The sequence below is a fragment of the Sphingobacterium thermophilum genome (assembly GCF_039541675.1).
Taxonomy (GTDB): Bacteria; Bacteroidota; Bacteroidia; order Sphingobacteriales; family Sphingobacteriaceae; genus Sphingobacterium; species Sphingobacterium thermophilum.
Genome location: NZ_BAABGR010000019.1, coordinates 16,508 through 32,703 on the forward strand (window position 1 = coordinate 16,508; position 16,196 = coordinate 32,703).

Sequence of the window (16,196 nt, forward strand, 5' to 3'; positions counted from 1 at the left end):
CCAAATCCATCAATGTTTGAGTTAGAATCTTCAATGAAGTCTTCTACTACGGGATTGTATGTGTCGTCATCCACAATTGCAGACGCTGCGGCAATACAACTCTCCATAACAAGATGTTCTAGCGTCACTTTCGGCTTTTCATATTGTTTGTTCATAGGTTTTGTTTTAAATTTTTTAATTTAAAATTAGGGTAAAACGAATTATTAATTAGTGATAAAGCAAATCTATATATTACAAAACGATAAATCAAATGTTGAAATTTATGTGATTGTTGGTTTGTTTTCTGTTTGTGCGGGTGATTTGTGTTTGCCTATTTGTTGTGTGTAATTAACTAAAATTTTAGTTATTATTTTATAGCGAGGGATAATGGTTTTTTATTAGGAAGGTTTGGTAGTTTTATGATAATTGTTAGTTTTAGGTTTTTTTGTAGAGTTTGGATTGTTGTTTTTGTTATTATTTGATTTTCAGGTGTTTATTTTAAATAAGTGTTTTTTATCGAATTATGCGATTTTTTTTGTGTAAAACGATTTTATTTTTAGTTTAATAATTATTTTCTTTCAAGGTTTTGAATCGTTGGTTGTTATGATTGCATACTATTTACAAGCATAAACCTACTTTTCTTCGTTGATATTAAACTATTTGAAAAATACTCAATTCGTTTTCGTTTGTCAATAAATTTTCAATATATACCATCGCATTGCAAGGTTGGCGGAATGAAGCCAATACCAAGCGTTCAATCTACAATAATCGATGATTTTTTATAACCGTTCAATACCTATTTGTAGGTAATTTGTAGGTCTCGATATCAAAAGTTTGAATTGCAAAACCATGATTGGATAATGATTTCAAATTTCTCTTTGAATACACGAAAAGTACTGTAAAGTTTTTAGTAAATCCAAGCGATGTTTAAGAGTATAACTTTGTAATGAATTCTAAAAATTTATTTGCTATGAGAAAAAAATATATAGAATTAAAAAGCCCTTAAGTGTAATACATCTCCTTTAGTGAAGTCGTTGTCTTATAGTAATTTAAAAAAATCTAGGATTTTCCGGAATAAACTTTGAGGAAGCTCAATATATATTCCGTCTTCTCTTTGTTGAAGTCTGTAAGTACGGATATAGTTGTTTTGTCCTTCAGCTCCCTTTCCATTTATGAGATTGAAGCGGTGCCTGTGGTAAGGGCATATGATTTCACCTTTTTCGCACCAGCCGTAGGCTAAGTTGGCACCGGCATGGGTACATCTAGTGGCTGTGGCATACCAGTGTCCCTGATGGTGAATAAGACAGAATTTCGTACCGCTAAGCTTAAGAAGCTGAATTTCTTTTTCAGAGGAAAATGTCTGTTCGGGAATCCTGAGCCATTTCATACCTAAATATAAGCATTATAGGCGGATAGCTTTTAAATTTAAATTGTGATTTTTTTAGATATTTTACGGTTTCCCGTTTTTTTAAAATTTTTCAATAAAATAAGTTTGTTAGAGAAAAGAGTTCAAACCTGATAATCGCCTTGGATATCCATAAAGGCAGCTATCTATGAGAAGGACCATTCACAAATTCATCTATTTTTTGCTGTAGCGTTTATATATTTCTGTGAATTAAGTGTTTAACTATGTAACTATTGATTGAAAGTATAATGTTATTATTTATTTCACTAAATCATAATGCGGAGTTCGATGAAGGTAAAGTCTTCGTAAAACTCAAGCTCATGGATATCGAAGAGCAGGATATCAACGAGGATGAGCTGCAAGGTATTATAAGGACAGCAAAACAGATAAAAGAGATGTTCCGATAGGAAAATAGGAAAGAAAATTACTAAGCTATAAGATAACTTTCACGGACGGAAGTGTCATAAGTTTTGAGATATATAGTTCATTCGTCATAAGGTTTAGGTCAATTGTAGTTGATGCAGTTGGTATAGAGTCCGATGATTCATTGGACTCTTTTTTCTTTTTTAGGCATATGGTATGAAATGCCCCAAGAGAGGCTCATTAGATCCGGATATCCGGGGATAAAAGATACAGCGAGGTTTATGGATTCTGAAAGACGGAGTCTATATTCCAACTCACCTCCATACCAAAGAAACATATATTGCCATTTATCTTCCTGCTTTCCTTTGAAGCGATATCGGTCCACATAAGCATCTAGGGAGTGCCAATTTTTTCTGTAAACCAGGGTAGGGTCTATTCCTCCATATAAGCTCCCTTTGCGGTGTCCATAGATTTTTGCCCGCAAGCCTATATGAGAGAATCCGGCAAATTGTTCGGCACAGTCCGCATAAAGCGCTTGAACGGCTTTCAAGGAAAGTGCATCTTTAATGATAAATTTTTCATAGCCGAGAGCTGCACCGTAGTTGATCACACCATAGGCGTTTTTATCCAACTTGTTGGGCATGAGATGCGCATTGTCTCTTTCGCCGTGCGGATGTATACTCAAACCGAAATATTTGAAACTCAGATTGTCCTGTGTGTGTATGGCTTCAGAAAAGAAGATAAGGAAGAAAAGGCTAATAAGAAATCTGTCAGACACTTTATTGTTTTTCAATATGTTTGTCCGGCGAAAATAAAAAATGAAATATCTACTTCCAAGAAATAGGAGACGGGTATCTACTGTAATAAATAGATGTTCATCTTCAAACATCAAAAACGAAAAAGTTCTTTTAGACTTTAAATCACAGATCGTTCATATATACCTTATTCAGCCAGAGGAAAAGAGGGATATTAATTAAATTGAATGTAAGCTGTTGGTGTTTCATGAGCTTGTCGTATACTTCTGCTATCTTCATATCGTCACGGTTAGAAAACAACGCGAGTACGTTATTGTCTGTCATATTCCAGACGACAATGTTGTGAAATCCTGTGCTTTCACCCGAATGGAAAAGAAAGAGGTCTCTGCCTTTACGTGTGAAAAACCAGCCTAGGCTATAGTATACGTCATCTTTGACATATACAGCATACTTTTCGAGGTCGGCTTTGTAGCTTTCATCCCAAAGTGGGTTTTGGTTATTAACCCATTTAAGATATTCTTCCATGGAGATATATACGCCGCCGTCCCCTTTGGTAGCGGAAGTAATACTTTGGTCCGCCAATCTAAATCCTACGGATGTCGGGTGGTAACCGTAAGCTCTTTCTTTGTCGTGAGGAGTAGGGTATACGGTAGCACGTTTAATGTCTGAAGGTTTGAATATCAGCTCTTTCACCGCATCGGGATAGGATAGCCCGGCGACTTTTTCAACAATCAATGCCAAAAGGCAGTAACCCGTATTGCTATACTGAAACCTCGTTCCGGCAGGGAAGTATACAGAATCTATGTCAGCAATAATGTGCAGAACATCGCGGTCGGTGAGCTGTGCAGTCTGATGCGTAGGGATGTGGGACTCATAGTCCACAAGTCCCGAGGTGTGGTTCAACAAGTGACTTATGGTTATAGCTTGCGTACGCGGCGGTAAACCCTCCAGATATTTGGATATGGGATTTTCGAGGTTTAACTTACCTTGCCGGTGCAGGAGGTATATCGCCATCGCTGTAAATTGTTTGCTGACAGAGGCCATCCTGAAATGAGTAGTCATTGTGATAGGATAAGCCTTTTCGAGATTTGCAAGGCCACGCTGATGGTATGTTGTCTTGCCTTCTGTACGTATGGCAAGGGAGGTGCCGGGAGCTTTGTCGTTGTAAGCCTGACGAAGAATATTGTAAGGTTCCTGCGCGTAAACTATATGCATGGATATAAGGAGTATAGACAATAAGATTTTCTTCATAATGTAATTAAAACTCACTTGTTGATGGCGTTTAGGTGATAATTGAAAGAAACCGATTTTAAAGCTTCCGTTTAAAGATACTAAATCTTTTTGTGGCTATGTATGATTTAGCTACAAAAAAATAGTTTTTATCGTTGAAGGCGCGTGTGCTTAAGTTTCGGTTTATAGCTTTGCTTTGGTGTTTCAATTTGTAACTTTATGAGAATCAAAATATCCATTATTCATATTCTTGCTATTATTACCATTCTTCTTTCCCTGTCAGCTCTGGTTTTATTCTATCTGTATATGTCCGTTGCTAGGCCCGACGTATTGGGATTCTAAAAATTTTTTTAGGAAAAGGGTTTGTTTGGTGCGCTTAGGCTTTACAAGAGCTGATGCTGTTATACATGTTTCTATGATGATATTTCTCATTTATAGTCTTTAGGTACTAAAACTAAAGACTATTTTTTTTTATCGGATTCATTTCCTTTATTGAAAAACATAAGATATTTTAGTAATTAGAATTTAAGAAGTAATGCAGGCTGGATGGTACTGGATTTAGCGCTTACCAAAAATTCTTTTCTCACTGAAACACTAGCGAACGCTATATGACATCATTGGAAGAAATACCCCATCTTCTTGGATGACTCTTTATTCTTTTTTGATTATAATCTATTAAGTTAAGGTTTACGGATTACGGTTTCCCGTAAGTCAATTTGGATTTTCTGAGTATATTTAAACACAAAAATTCCTTGTCATAGAAAACAATAATTTTGCTTTAACTCTAAGTATCATAATATCCACAAATGGCAAAAAAACTACAAACCAAAAGTACCGAAGAAATCCTTTGGGACGCAGCAAATAAATTACGTGGTTCCATAGAACCGTCTGAATACAAACACGTTGTTTTAAGTTTAATTTTCTTAAAGTTTGCGAGTGACAAATTCATCAAACGACGCGAACAGTTAATAGCCGAGGGCAAAGAAGCTTTTTTGGAAATACCGGAATTTTACCAAGCCGAAAATGTCTTCTATTTACCGGAAGAATCACGTTGGGATTACATCATCGAAAACGCCAAACAACAGGATATTACCTTAAAAGTCGATACGGCACTCAAAACCATAGAGCGCAACAACAAATCCTTAGAAGGCGCTTTGCCCGATAACTATTTTTCTCGTCTGGGACTCGACCATTCGAAGTTTACGGCTTTGCTCGATACCATCAATAATATCGATACGCTACGCGATGAAGCCCAAGATATTGTGGGGCGTGTGTACGAATATTTCCTGAGCAAATTCGCTATTGCCGAAGGGAAGGGAAAAGGAGAATTCTATACCCCGAAATCGATTGTAAATCTGATTGCCGAAATGATTGAGCCTTATAAAGGAAAAATCTATGACCCTGCCTGCGGTTCCGGAGGTATGTTTGTGCAGTCGTTGAAGTTTATCGAGAAACACCAAGGCAACAAGAAGGACGTTTCCATTTACGGACAGGAATTAACGAATACAACCTTTAAACTGGCTAAAATGAACTTGGCCATCCGTGGGATTTCTGCCAATTTAGGCAGTAAAGCAGCCGATACTTTCCACGATGACCAGCACAAGGATTTGAAAGCCGATTACATCATGGCCAATCCGCCATTTAACCTTAAAGATTGGCGTGCCGAAAACGAGCTGACCGACGACCCACGCTGGGCTGGCTACGAAGTGCCGCCAAAATCCAATGCCAACTACGCTTGGATTTTGAATATGATTTCCAAACTCTCACAAAACGGTGTGGCTGGATTTATCCTGGCCAACGGTGCCCTTTCGGGTGGTGGGGAAGAATACAAAATCCGTAAACAGATTATCGAAAATGATTTGGTAGAAGCGATTTTGATTTTGCCTCAAGATATGTTTTACTCTACAAATATTTCGGTAACCCTTTGGATTCTGAACCGTAACAAAACGGAACGCACCGTGAAAGTAAATGACGGTGTGAAAAACTATCGCAACCGCCAAGGTGAAGTTTTGTTTATGGATTTACGCCAAAAAGGCGAACCATTCGAAAAGAAATTCATTCAGTTTTCTGAACAGGATATTGAGCAGATTGCAGCCACCTACCATCACTGGCAACAAAAAGGATACGAGCATACCTATGCTAACGAACCCGAATATTGCTACAGTGCCACCATCGAAGAAATCCGTAAGAAAGATTATTCCTTGGTACCGAGCAAGTATATCGAATTTGTCAACAGAGATGAAAGCCTGGATTACGATGCCCAAATGCAAACCTTACAAGCGGAATTGAAAGACTTATTTCAGCAAGAAGAAGCTTTGAAACAAGAAGTGGTAAACGTGTTTAAAAGTTTGGGATATGAGTTATAGGAAGATTGGGGAATTGATTCGGTTGGTTGATGAAAGGAATAAGGATTTACAAGTTGTTACTCTAGTAGGATTAACAATCCATAAAAAATTTATTCCCTCTGTTGCAAATACGATTGGTACGGATATGAAAAATTATAAGATTATCCGTAGAAATCAGTTTGCTTGCAGTACGATGCAGGTCAGAAGAGATAAAAAAATGCCTGTTGCATTATTGAAAGAATTAGATGTAGCGATTCTTTCGCCCGCATATCCTGTTTTTGAAGTGAAAGATGAAAATGAAGTTTTACCAGATTATTTGATGCTATGGTTTACAAGAAGCGAATTTGATAGAGAAGCTTGTTTTCATGCTGTTGGTGGTGTTCGTGGAAGTTTAGAATGGGAAGATTTTTGTAATATGGAATTACCCATTCCCTCCATCGAAAAGCAACGAGAGATTGTCGCCCAATACCAAGCAGTTGAGAACAAAATAAGAGTCAACAAACAAATCTGCGAGAAGTTAGAAGCCACTGCTCAAGCTTTGTACAAACATTGGTTTGTGGATTTTGAGTTCCCCAACGAAGATGGAAAACCTTACAAATCTTCCGGCGGTAAAATGGTATGGAATGAAGAATTAGAAAAAGAAATTCCGGAGGGTTGGGAGGTTGGTACGCTTAAGGATTATGCAAACATAAAAGGGGGTAAAAGATTACCAAAAGATTCAGAACTTAATAAGAATAAGGTAGGTAGACCATATATAAGAGTTGCGGATATGAACAAAAATAAATTTATGACTATTAATTCTGAATTTATGTTTGTAGATGATATAACTCAAAAAGAAATATCTAGATATACGGTTGATACAAATGATGTAATAATTTCTATTGTTGGAACAATTGGTTTAGTCAATGTAATTGATGAATCTTTAAATAAAGCAAATTTGACAGAGAACTGCTTTAAGTTGACCAACTTAAAAAAAATAAATAAGGACTATTTATATCACTATTTAGTATCTGAAAGGGGGCAAAGAGAAATTGAAATGAAAACTGTTGGTGGAGTTCAAGCTAAATTACCAATGTATAACGTAGAACTGTTGGATTTACTAATCCCATCGACAAATCTTCTTTCTCAATTTGAATCTACAGTTAAAGCCATAAATCAAAGAATAGTAACAATAATAAAAGAAAATGATAAACTCACCGAACTTCAATCGTTGTTGTTGAGTAGGTTGGCGAGGTTGGAGGGGTGATTATAATAAAAACTACTAACTAAAGGGAGTACTATGACTTACATAAAAAAGATAAACATCAATAATTTAGGTTTATACCAAAATTTTCAATGGGATGTATCTGTAAGAGATACACCAGGAAATAACGTTAAAGAGTTTAAAAAAGAAAATATTATTTATGGAAGAAACTATTCTGGTAAAACTACTTTATCAAGAATAATTAGAGCATTAGAAACTAAAGTTATATCTCCTAAATATATTAATCCACAATTTGAAATTGTTTTAAATGATAATTCTACAATTAATCAATCAAATTTCTCTGCCAATTCTTTAAACGTAAGGTGCTATAATGAGGATTTTATTAAAGAAAATCTAAGATTTATAATAGATAATAGTTCAGATATAAAACCCTTTGCAATTCTTGGTGAAAATAATGAAATAGAAGAGCAAATTAAATCTATTAAGGATGAGTTAGGTGATAGTATTGGAGACTCCAAAACTCTTAAATATAAAGAATTAGAAGATTTGAAATTGTTGGTTCAAGAGAAAGGTAAGGAAGTTGAAAGTCTAAAAAGCGCATTAGAAACACAGTTGTCAAATAAAGCAACAAGAGGTACAGATAGCATAAAACAACAACATATCAAATTTGGGGAGATAAATTATAATATTACAAGGCTAAAGCAAGATATTGAAACAGTTCTAGATGATGCATTTATTCCAATTGATAGTGAACAAGAAGCTATGAATCTTCAAAAAATAGCAGAAGTTCAAAAGGCAAATATTAACTATGAGATACTATTTAATAATGTGTTTGATGAATGTGTAGAAGAAATTCTCAAATTATTAAAACAGCCTTTACTGGATGGAAATAAAATATCGGAATTGTTATATAATAATGAATTAAATCAATGGGTAAAAACTGGTTATGAACTGCATTCTAAGGATAGAGAATGTGAGTGTAAGTTTTGTGGCAATAAAATCTCAAGTTATCGATGGGAACAACTTGATAACCATTTTGACGAAGAGTCTAAGAAACTAGAACTTTCTCTAAATAAATATAAAACAAAAATAGAGAGTGAGCTAGAAAACTCTAAAAAGTATATTTTGCCGAGTTTAGATTTATTCTATATTAATTTTCACCACGACTTAGAAGAATGTAATAATGAATTTAATCAATATTTGCAGGAATACAGAACAGATTTAGAGTTTTTATTAACAAAGATAAATGATCGATTAAAAGAAATTCATAGACCTATTGAGAATTCTTACACACCATTATTTAATGAGGAAAATTTTCGATCGACTATCACAAAATTTTATGAAATAAGAGATAGAAATAACTCTTATTCTAATCAGTTAAATGATAATAAAATACAAGCAAAAAAAGAGCTTAGATTGCTTGAGGTGAAGCGTTTCGTTGATACAATACAATATTCTCGACAAAAAGAAAATATTGAAGTTAATGAATTAGAACTCAATGAAAAAAAAATAGAGTTGACTAATTTGGATGGTTATATTCGAGCTAAAGAAATAGAAATAGAAGAGTTAACTCGTCAACTAAATAATGAAGAAGAGGGAGCTAGAAAAGTAAATGAATATTTACAAAATTATTTTGGCCATCAAAGCCTTGAATTACAAGCTATAGAGGAGGAGGCAGAGTCGGATAAGAAGATACGCTTTAATATTGTAAGAAATGGTAGTATAGCTTATCATTTAAGTGAAGGAGAATGTAGTATTATTTCATTTTGTTATTTTATGGCAAAACTTGATGATGTACATACTGCAGGACAACAGCCTATTATTTTTATTGATGACCCGATTTCAAGTTTAGATACAAATCATATTTTCTATGTTTATAGTTTGATAAATAATGAATTATTTATTAAGAAACGTTTTGAGCAGATTTTTATATCTACACACAATTTGGAATTTTTAAAATATCTCAAAAGATTAAACTTTTCTCCAAAAGTTCAAGGGCATGTACAAAATGAACATTTCATTATAAATAGATATGCGAATCACAGTACAATTAATTTGATGCCATCATATCTTAAGGATTATGTAACAGAATTTAATTTTTTATTCGAGCAAATTTATAAATGTGCTAAAGCTGATATTGTAAATGATGAAAATCATTCAATATTCTATAATTTTGGAAATAATGCTAGAAAATTTTTAGAAGCATTGTTATTTTATAAGTATCCTTCAAGAATTGATAATCAAACTAAGAATGCTAATTCGAAAAGACTTTTGAAGTATTTTGGAAATAATCAGCAAGCAACAATTCTAACTGAACGTGTTAATAATGAATTATCACATTTAGAAGAAATTTTTGACCGTGGAATGATTCCAATTGAGATTCCTGAACTTAAAAAAGTTGCTCAATTTATTCTTGATAAAATCAAAGAAAATGATGAAGATCAATATAACGCATTATTAGAAAGTATTGGAGTTGAAGAAAGTGTTGTTTGAATCAAATAAAGCTATTGAGGTATAATTATAAGTAGGTAGGAGGATATTTAGAACAATGATTGAATCAAAAAAAAACAAAAATGTCCAATATTTCAGTTATTCCAGAGTAGAACAAGAATTAATGGCTGGTGCATTTAATTTTTAATGCATATATTCATGTTACAAAAACTCAAAAAACTTAACTTGAAAAAGTTACCATGAAATACAACGAATCGTAACTCGAACAAGTACTGACGGAGGCTTTTAAAACGAAAGAATGCAGAATTGCTGTTTTGTAACCATCTGAAAATCAAATAAAAACAAAGATTTTAAAATCTTCTTTAGGCGAAATATTTTTCGCTGAAGATTTCTATGCTTATGGTTCACCTGGTAATATTCGTTTAACACTTTTTCGTTTGGTTAATGAAGGCATATTAGAACGCTTGGCTCAAGGTGTTTACCTCAAGCCTAAGAAAGATCCCTTGTTGGGTGTTATTTATCCCACTACCGAAGAAATAGCCAAGCAGATAGCACAACGCGACAAAGCACGCATTGCACCAACGGGTGTTATGGCCTTGTATTTATTGGGGCTTACTACACAAGTTCCATTAAAAGCGGTCTATTTAACTGATGGTTCCCAACGAGAGGTTAAAATTGGTAATCGGACTATAAAATTTAAAAAGACCGTGCCCCGAAGTTTTGCCATCAAAGATGGGTTGTTGCATTTAATCGTGCAAGCATTTAAAGAGGTGGGGCAAAACAAAGTAACCGAAGATTTTATAGAAAAAATAAAGCCATCTGTACTTCAACTCGAACCTCAAGTGGTCCAAAAGCAATTGAAGTACGCTCCGGTTTGGATTCAGAAACACATCAATAACCTATATACAACTTCTCAAAATTTGTAACACGTTCTACTATTTCAATTACCAAAACCCAAAAACACAACTTGAAAAAGTTACCATGAAATAACCAATCTCAACTCGAACAAGCTTTTATCAGCCTTTTGGAAACAAGAAAGAATGAGGGATAAAAATAAAAATGTCCGATATTTCAGTCATTTTTATTATTTTTGTATGAAATAACGTACATTTTATGAAAAAGCAAGTGGTTTTACCTCGCTATAAGGACGTCTTGGCACAAATGGGAGAGCAAATAAAGCTCGCTCGTAAGCGTCGCAAATTAACGGCGATACAAGTCGCAGAACGGGCAGATATTGCACGTTCTACTTTGAACTTGATAGAGAAAGGCGATCCTAGTGTGGCCATGGGGTCTTATTTTAATGTACTTCGCGTTTTAGGTTTGCAGGATGATTTTTTAAAGTTGGCGGCAGACGACACCTTTGGAAGAAAATTGCAAGATTTAGACTTATTATAAGATGACAGTACAAAAAACAGATATTTATGTGTATGCCGATTGGCAGGGACTAGAAGGTCCTCTGCTCATGGGCGTTTTATCTGCACATCAAGCCAAGGGGCGTAAAGCGTTCAGCTTTTCGTACGATAAGCAATGGCTTAAGTCTGGTCACCAATATCAGTTAGACCCTGATTTACATTTATATGCTGGACCACAATTTGCCAATGAGAAAGAAAACTTTGGTCTGTTTTTAGACAGTATGCCCGATACTTGGGGACGTACACTCATGAAAAGACGCGAGGCACAACTCGCCAAACTAAAAGGCGAAAAAGCTAAAACCTTATACGATATCGATTTTTTATTAGGTGTCTATGATGAAACGAGAATGGGAGCCTTGCGTTTTAAGCTCGATCCGGAAGGAGATTTTTTAGATAATGATGCAGCAAAGGCAACACCTCCTTGGTCATCTGTTCGAGAGTTACAACAAGCGGTTGTTCATTACGAAAATGATACCGATAATGAAGCCATGACCCAATGGTTGCAACTTTTAATTGCTCCGGGTTCTTCTTTGGGAGGAGCCCGTCCTAAGGCGAATATTTTAGACGATCACCATCATCCTTGGATTGCAAAATTCCCTTCTAAAAATGATGCAATAGATAAAGGAGCTTGGGAATATTTGGCTTATCAATTGGCGAAACAAGCCGGTATAACGATGGCTGAATGTAGAATAGAAAAGATTAGTGGTTCGTACCATACATTCTTTACCAAGCGTTTTGATCGTGTGGGTAAAGAGCGAATTCATTTTGCTTCTGCAATGACGATGACAGGAAATAATGAAGAAACCATCAAAAATCAGCCTGCTAGTTATTTGGATTTAGTAGAGTTTATACAGACTCACGGAACGCATATCAAAGAAAATTTAGCCCAGTTGTGGCGAAGAATAATCTTTAATATTGCTATTTCAAATACCGATGATCATTTGCGCAATCATGGTTTTTTGCTGACGAATGAAGGTTGGATTTTATCACCTGCTTATGATTTAAATCCATCGGTAGATAAAGATGGTTTAGCCTTGAATATTGATATGGATAATAACGATTTGGATTTTGAATTGGCAAAAAGCGTCGGTGAGTATTTCCGATTAACACCTAAAGAAATGGATGAGATAATCCGAGAAGTAACGACTGTGGTGAAAAATTGGAAAAACATGGCGAAGCAAATCGGAATTTCTCGAGCAGAACAAGAATTAATGGCTGGAGCTTTTAATTTTTAATACATATATTCATGTTACATAAAGCTAAAAAATGTAACATGTTATGATTACATGTTACAAAAACTCGAAAAACCTAACTTGAAAAAGTTACCATGAAATACAACGAATCTCAACTGGAACAAGCTTTTATTAGCCTTTTGGAAACAGAAGGCTATCACTATACCCATGGAAAAGAACTCGTAAGAAATTCTAATCAAGAGGTTTTGATTAAAGAGGACTTACGTTCTTTTTTATTACATCGTTATCCCGATTTGGAAGAGATAGAATTGGAAAGTTTGGTGAATGAATTGGCTTTTCAATCGGCTTCCAATCTTTATGAATCCAATAAATACATCTGTAAACTATTGGCAGACGGCTTTATTTTCAAACGTCATAATCCAAGCAATAAAGATTTACATATACGATATATTGATGTTGAAAATACCGAGAATAATACCTTCAAAATTGTCAACCAATTAGAAATTCAAGGTTCGGAGTTGCGTATTCCGGATTTAATTTTATACATCAATGGGATTCCCGTGGTAATCTTTGAATTTAAAACCGCCATAGAAGAGGAAGTCACCATACATGATGCCTATAAGCAATTGACCATCCGTTACCGTAGGGATATTCCCGAACTTTTAAAATACAATGTCTTTTGTATCATTAGTGATGGGGTGAATAACAAAGCAGGAACGGTATTTTCTCCTTACGAATTTTACTACGGTTGGAATAAAATTACTGGAGCAGAAAAGAAAGCCTTAACAGGAATTGAAACTACGACTTCTTTGGTGCAAGGCATGTTGAATCAAACAAGATTAGTAGATATTATCCATCATTTTGTATTGTTTCCTGATACCTCAAAGCACGAACTAAAAGTTTTAAGTCGTTATCCGCAATACTATGCCGCCAATAAGCTGTATCAAAACATCAAAAAACACCGAAAGCCTGAAGGCGATGGAAAAGGGGGTACCTACTTTGGAGCAACGGGTTGCGGTAAGAGTTTTACCATGTTGTATTTGACGCGTTTGTTGATGCGTTCGACCGATTTTGCCAGTCCTACGATTATCATCATTTCGGATAGAACGGATTTGGATGACCAATTGTCGAGAGATTTTACCAATGCCAAAGATTTTATAGGCGACGAAAACATCATCAATATCGAATCCAGAGCCGATTTAAGAGAGCGTTTGAGAGGACGAGAGAGCGGTGGTGTGTTTTTGACGACGGTACAGAAGTTTGCAGAAGATACAGAAATTTTATCCGAACGTTCCAACATTATTTGTATTTCGGACGAAGCCCATCGATCACAAATTAATCTGGATATGAAGGTAAAAATCGATGAGGAAAAAGGGGTGACAAAATCCTATGGTTTTGCGAAATATCTGCACGATTCTTTACCGAATGCAACCTATGTAGGATTTACCGGAACTCCTATCGACAAAACCTTAGAAGTCTTTGGAGATGTGGTGGATCAATACACGATGTTTGAATCGGTGAACGACGAGATTACCGTTCGATTGGTTTATGAGGGAAGAGCTGCCAAAGTCAATCTAGATTATAACAAAGTGCAGGAGATAGAACAATACTACGAAAACGTAGTAGCCGAAGGAGCCTCAGAATACCATGTGGAAGCCAGTCAAAAAGCGATAGCCAAAATGGAAGTAATTTTGGGAGATACGGACAGGATTAAAGCCATAGCCCAAGATTTTATCAACCATTATGAAAAGCGAGTGGAGGAAAAAGCAACGGTTGCAGGCAAAGCGATGTTTGTATGTGCTTCTCGGGGAATTGCCTACAAACTCTACCAGGAAATTTTGGCTTTAAGACCGGAGTGGGGAGAGGTGATGCTGCCTGAAGGCTTAACTGAGAAAGAAAAGAAGGAGATTAAACCCATTGAGCGTGTAAAAATGGTTATGACACGCAATAAAGATGATGAAAAAGAGCTTTGGGAACTTTTGGGTAATAAAGAATATCGAAAAGAATTGGATCGTCAGTTCAAACAAATCAAATCCAATTTTAAAATTGCGATTGTGGTGGACATGTGGCTGACCGGATTTGATGTGCCGTTTTTGGATACGATATACATCGATAAACCATTGCAAACGCATAACTTAATTCAAACCATTTCTCGAGTCAATCGTAAGTACGAAGGAAAAGATCGAGGATTAGTGGTTGATTATATTGGTATTAAAAAGAATTTGAACAAGGCTTTGGGGATGTTCAACAACCAAACTGCCGAGGATGATTTTGAAGATTTACAACAAGCAGAAATCATTGTACGGGATCAAGTGGAATTATTGCGCCAATTCTTCCACCATTTTGATAGTTCGCTCTATTACCAAGGAAATCCTGTTGAGCGTTTAAACTGTTTAAATAAAGCTTCTGAATTGGTTTTACAAACCGTAGAGTCAGAGAAATTCTTTGTAAATGTAACCAAAAAATTGAAGTCGGCTTATAATTTGGTCAGCGGTTCTGAATTGTTTACGCCGAAGGAAGTGGATGAAATTCATTTCTATTTTGCCGTTAAATCCATTGTTGTCAAGTTGACCAAAGGCGAAGCACCCGATACCGCGCAAATGAATGCGAAAGTGGCTAAAATGGTAGAAGAAGCCATTATTTCAGAAGGCGTGGAAGAAATCTTTAAACTGGATGACAATAAAGCCAACGCCATTGATTTGTTTAATGATAAATTCATTGAGAAAATCTCCAATTTAGAATTACCCAATACTAAAATTAAAATTTTAGAACGCTTGTTAAAACAAACCATTTCTGATTTCAAAAAAGTAAATAAAGTTAAAGGAATCGAGTTTTCAGAACGTCTTCAGTCTATAGTGAATCGCTATAATGAACGTTCAGAAAAAGATATTTTGGATTATGAGGGTATCCAATCCGATACCGCAGAGCAAATGCTGGACTTGATTTTAAAATTACGCACCGAGATGGCGTCTTTTGAGGATTTAGGTATCGATTACGAAGAGAAAGCGTTTTATGATATCTTGGATATGATCTGTAAACAATACGGATTTGAATTTGACCAGGACAAGATGCTCGAGCTTGCCAAAGAAATCAAAAAGATAGTGGACAACACAGCCAAATATCCCGATTGGGCGGAGCGTGATGACATCAAAGCACAATTGAAAATGGACATCATTGTCGTTTTACACCAATATGGTTATCCGCCAATAACGCAAGAGGATGTTTACAAGAATGTATTAGAACAAGCCGAGAATTTTAAGAAGAATAGGTAGGGAATGTTTAATTCATTCCCTGTTTTTATTGGTTATAAATGCCCCTTCTGGACGGAGAGTTTTGTACTCTCTTCAAAATCGTAGTTATATGTTAGAGAGGGTGGATAATGAGGGGATAAAATCCATGCGCATGATGTGCCATGAGATAGCTAATACACGATGAGGGAATCTCTTAAAAGCAAAAGAGGCTGTCTAAAAAGCATCCTTAAAAAAGCTCCCCGATACTGACAAAAAGTGTCGGGGATTTTCATTGTCCCCTTATATTTTGTAATTTAAGGGTGTTCATGACAAAGAACCCAAACATACGATTTAAGGCTCTTCCCTCCAATAGTCCGAGCCTATTTCCGGAAGATATTTTTTCCAGGATCCCTGCCGCCCATCCTGTGCGTCTGGTAAACGAGGTAGTCGATAAGCTGAACATCGATCATATCGTATCCCGGTACAAAGGCGGAGGTACCACAAGTTTCCACCCTCGTATGATGATCAAGGTGTAAGCTCCCCTGAAAAAAAGACTGTTAGAGAATAGAAAAATGATTGATAACTTTAACAGTATATTATGAAAGGGAAACGATTCAGACCGGAGCAGA

The 16,196-nt window shown here is 35.6% G+C and carries 12 protein-coding genes; 9 read left to right on the plus strand and 3 right to left on the minus strand.

Going from position 1 to position 16,196, the window contains the following annotated elements; all coding sequences use genetic code 11:
- Positions 1 to 1,018: 1,018 nt before the first annotated feature.
- Entirely contained in the window at positions 1,019 to 1,366 is a 348-nt protein-coding gene (locus ABD873_RS08840) for a Rieske (2Fe-2S) protein (RefSeq protein ID WP_345067451.1), read from the minus strand.
- Between the two features lie 266 nt (positions 1,367 to 1,632).
- Between ABD873_RS08840 and ABD873_RS08845 the strand changes: the two genes are divergently transcribed.
- Complete coding sequence (locus ABD873_RS08845; RefSeq protein WP_345067454.1) at positions 1,633 to 1,791, plus strand: hypothetical protein; 159 nt, start codon at positions 1,633 to 1,635, stop codon at positions 1,789 to 1,791.
- A gap of 137 nt (positions 1,792 to 1,928) precedes the next feature.
- Here the strand turns inward: ABD873_RS08845 and ABD873_RS08850 are convergent, their stop codons facing one another.
- On the minus strand, positions 1,929 to 2,525 hold the full coding sequence (locus ABD873_RS08850) for a hypothetical protein (protein WP_345067457.1): 597 nt from the start codon (positions 2,523 to 2,525) through the stop codon (positions 1,929 to 1,931).
- A gap of 142 nt (positions 2,526 to 2,667) precedes the next feature.
- The gene (locus ABD873_RS08855; protein WP_345067460.1) at positions 2,668 to 3,753 is read right to left on the minus strand and encodes a serine hydrolase domain-containing protein; all 1,086 of its coding nucleotides are present in this window, start codon (positions 3,751 to 3,753) and stop codon (positions 2,668 to 2,670) included.
- A 785-nt stretch (positions 3,754 to 4,538) separates the two neighbouring features.
- Between ABD873_RS08855 and ABD873_RS08860 the strand changes: the two genes are divergently transcribed.
- The 8 genes from ABD873_RS08860 to ABD873_RS08895 all read left to right on the plus strand — a co-directional run bounded on the left by ABD873_RS08860 (position 4,539) and on the right by ABD873_RS08895 (position 16,103).
- Entirely contained in the window at positions 4,539 to 6,098 is a 1,560-nt protein-coding gene (locus tag ABD873_RS08860; protein WP_345067463.1) for a type I restriction-modification system subunit M, read from the plus strand.
- Positions 6,088 to 7,323, plus strand: a complete 1,236-nt coding sequence (locus tag ABD873_RS08865) for a restriction endonuclease subunit S (RefSeq protein ID WP_345067466.1) — start codon at positions 6,088 to 6,090, stop codon at positions 7,321 to 7,323. The genes ABD873_RS08860 and ABD873_RS08865 overlap by 11 nt, the downstream gene beginning before the upstream one ends.
- A 33-nt stretch (positions 7,324 to 7,356) precedes the next feature.
- Entirely contained in the window at positions 7,357 to 9,774 is a 2,418-nt protein-coding gene (locus ABD873_RS08870; protein ID WP_345067469.1) for an AAA family ATPase, read from the plus strand.
- Positions 9,775 to 10,067: 293 nt separating this feature from the next.
- Positions 10,068 to 10,658 (plus strand): DUF6088 family protein, encoded by a 591-nt coding sequence (locus ABD873_RS08875; protein ID WP_345067484.1) that lies wholly within the window; start codon positions 10,068 to 10,070, stop codon positions 10,656 to 10,658.
- A 187-nt stretch (positions 10,659 to 10,845) separates the two neighbouring features.
- A complete protein-coding gene (locus ABD873_RS08880; protein ID WP_345067472.1) occupies positions 10,846 to 11,127 on the plus strand; it encodes a helix-turn-helix domain-containing protein in 282 nt (93 codons plus the stop codon).
- Between the two features lies 1 nt (position 11,128).
- Positions 11,129 to 12,379 (plus strand): type II toxin-antitoxin system HipA family toxin, encoded by a 1,251-nt coding sequence (locus ABD873_RS08885; RefSeq protein WP_345067475.1) that lies wholly within the window; start codon positions 11,129 to 11,131, stop codon positions 12,377 to 12,379.
- A 92-nt stretch (positions 12,380 to 12,471) separates the two neighbouring features.
- The gene (locus ABD873_RS08890) at positions 12,472 to 15,609 is read left to right on the plus strand and encodes a type I restriction endonuclease subunit R (RefSeq protein WP_345067478.1); all 3,138 of its coding nucleotides are present in this window, start codon (positions 12,472 to 12,474) and stop codon (positions 15,607 to 15,609) included.
- Positions 15,610 to 15,893: 284 nt separating this feature from the next.
- The gene (locus ABD873_RS08895) at positions 15,894 to 16,103 is read left to right on the plus strand and encodes a transposase (protein ID WP_345067481.1); all 210 of its coding nucleotides are present in this window, start codon (positions 15,894 to 15,896) and stop codon (positions 16,101 to 16,103) included.
- The last annotated feature ends 93 nt before the right edge of the window (positions 16,104 to 16,196 follow it).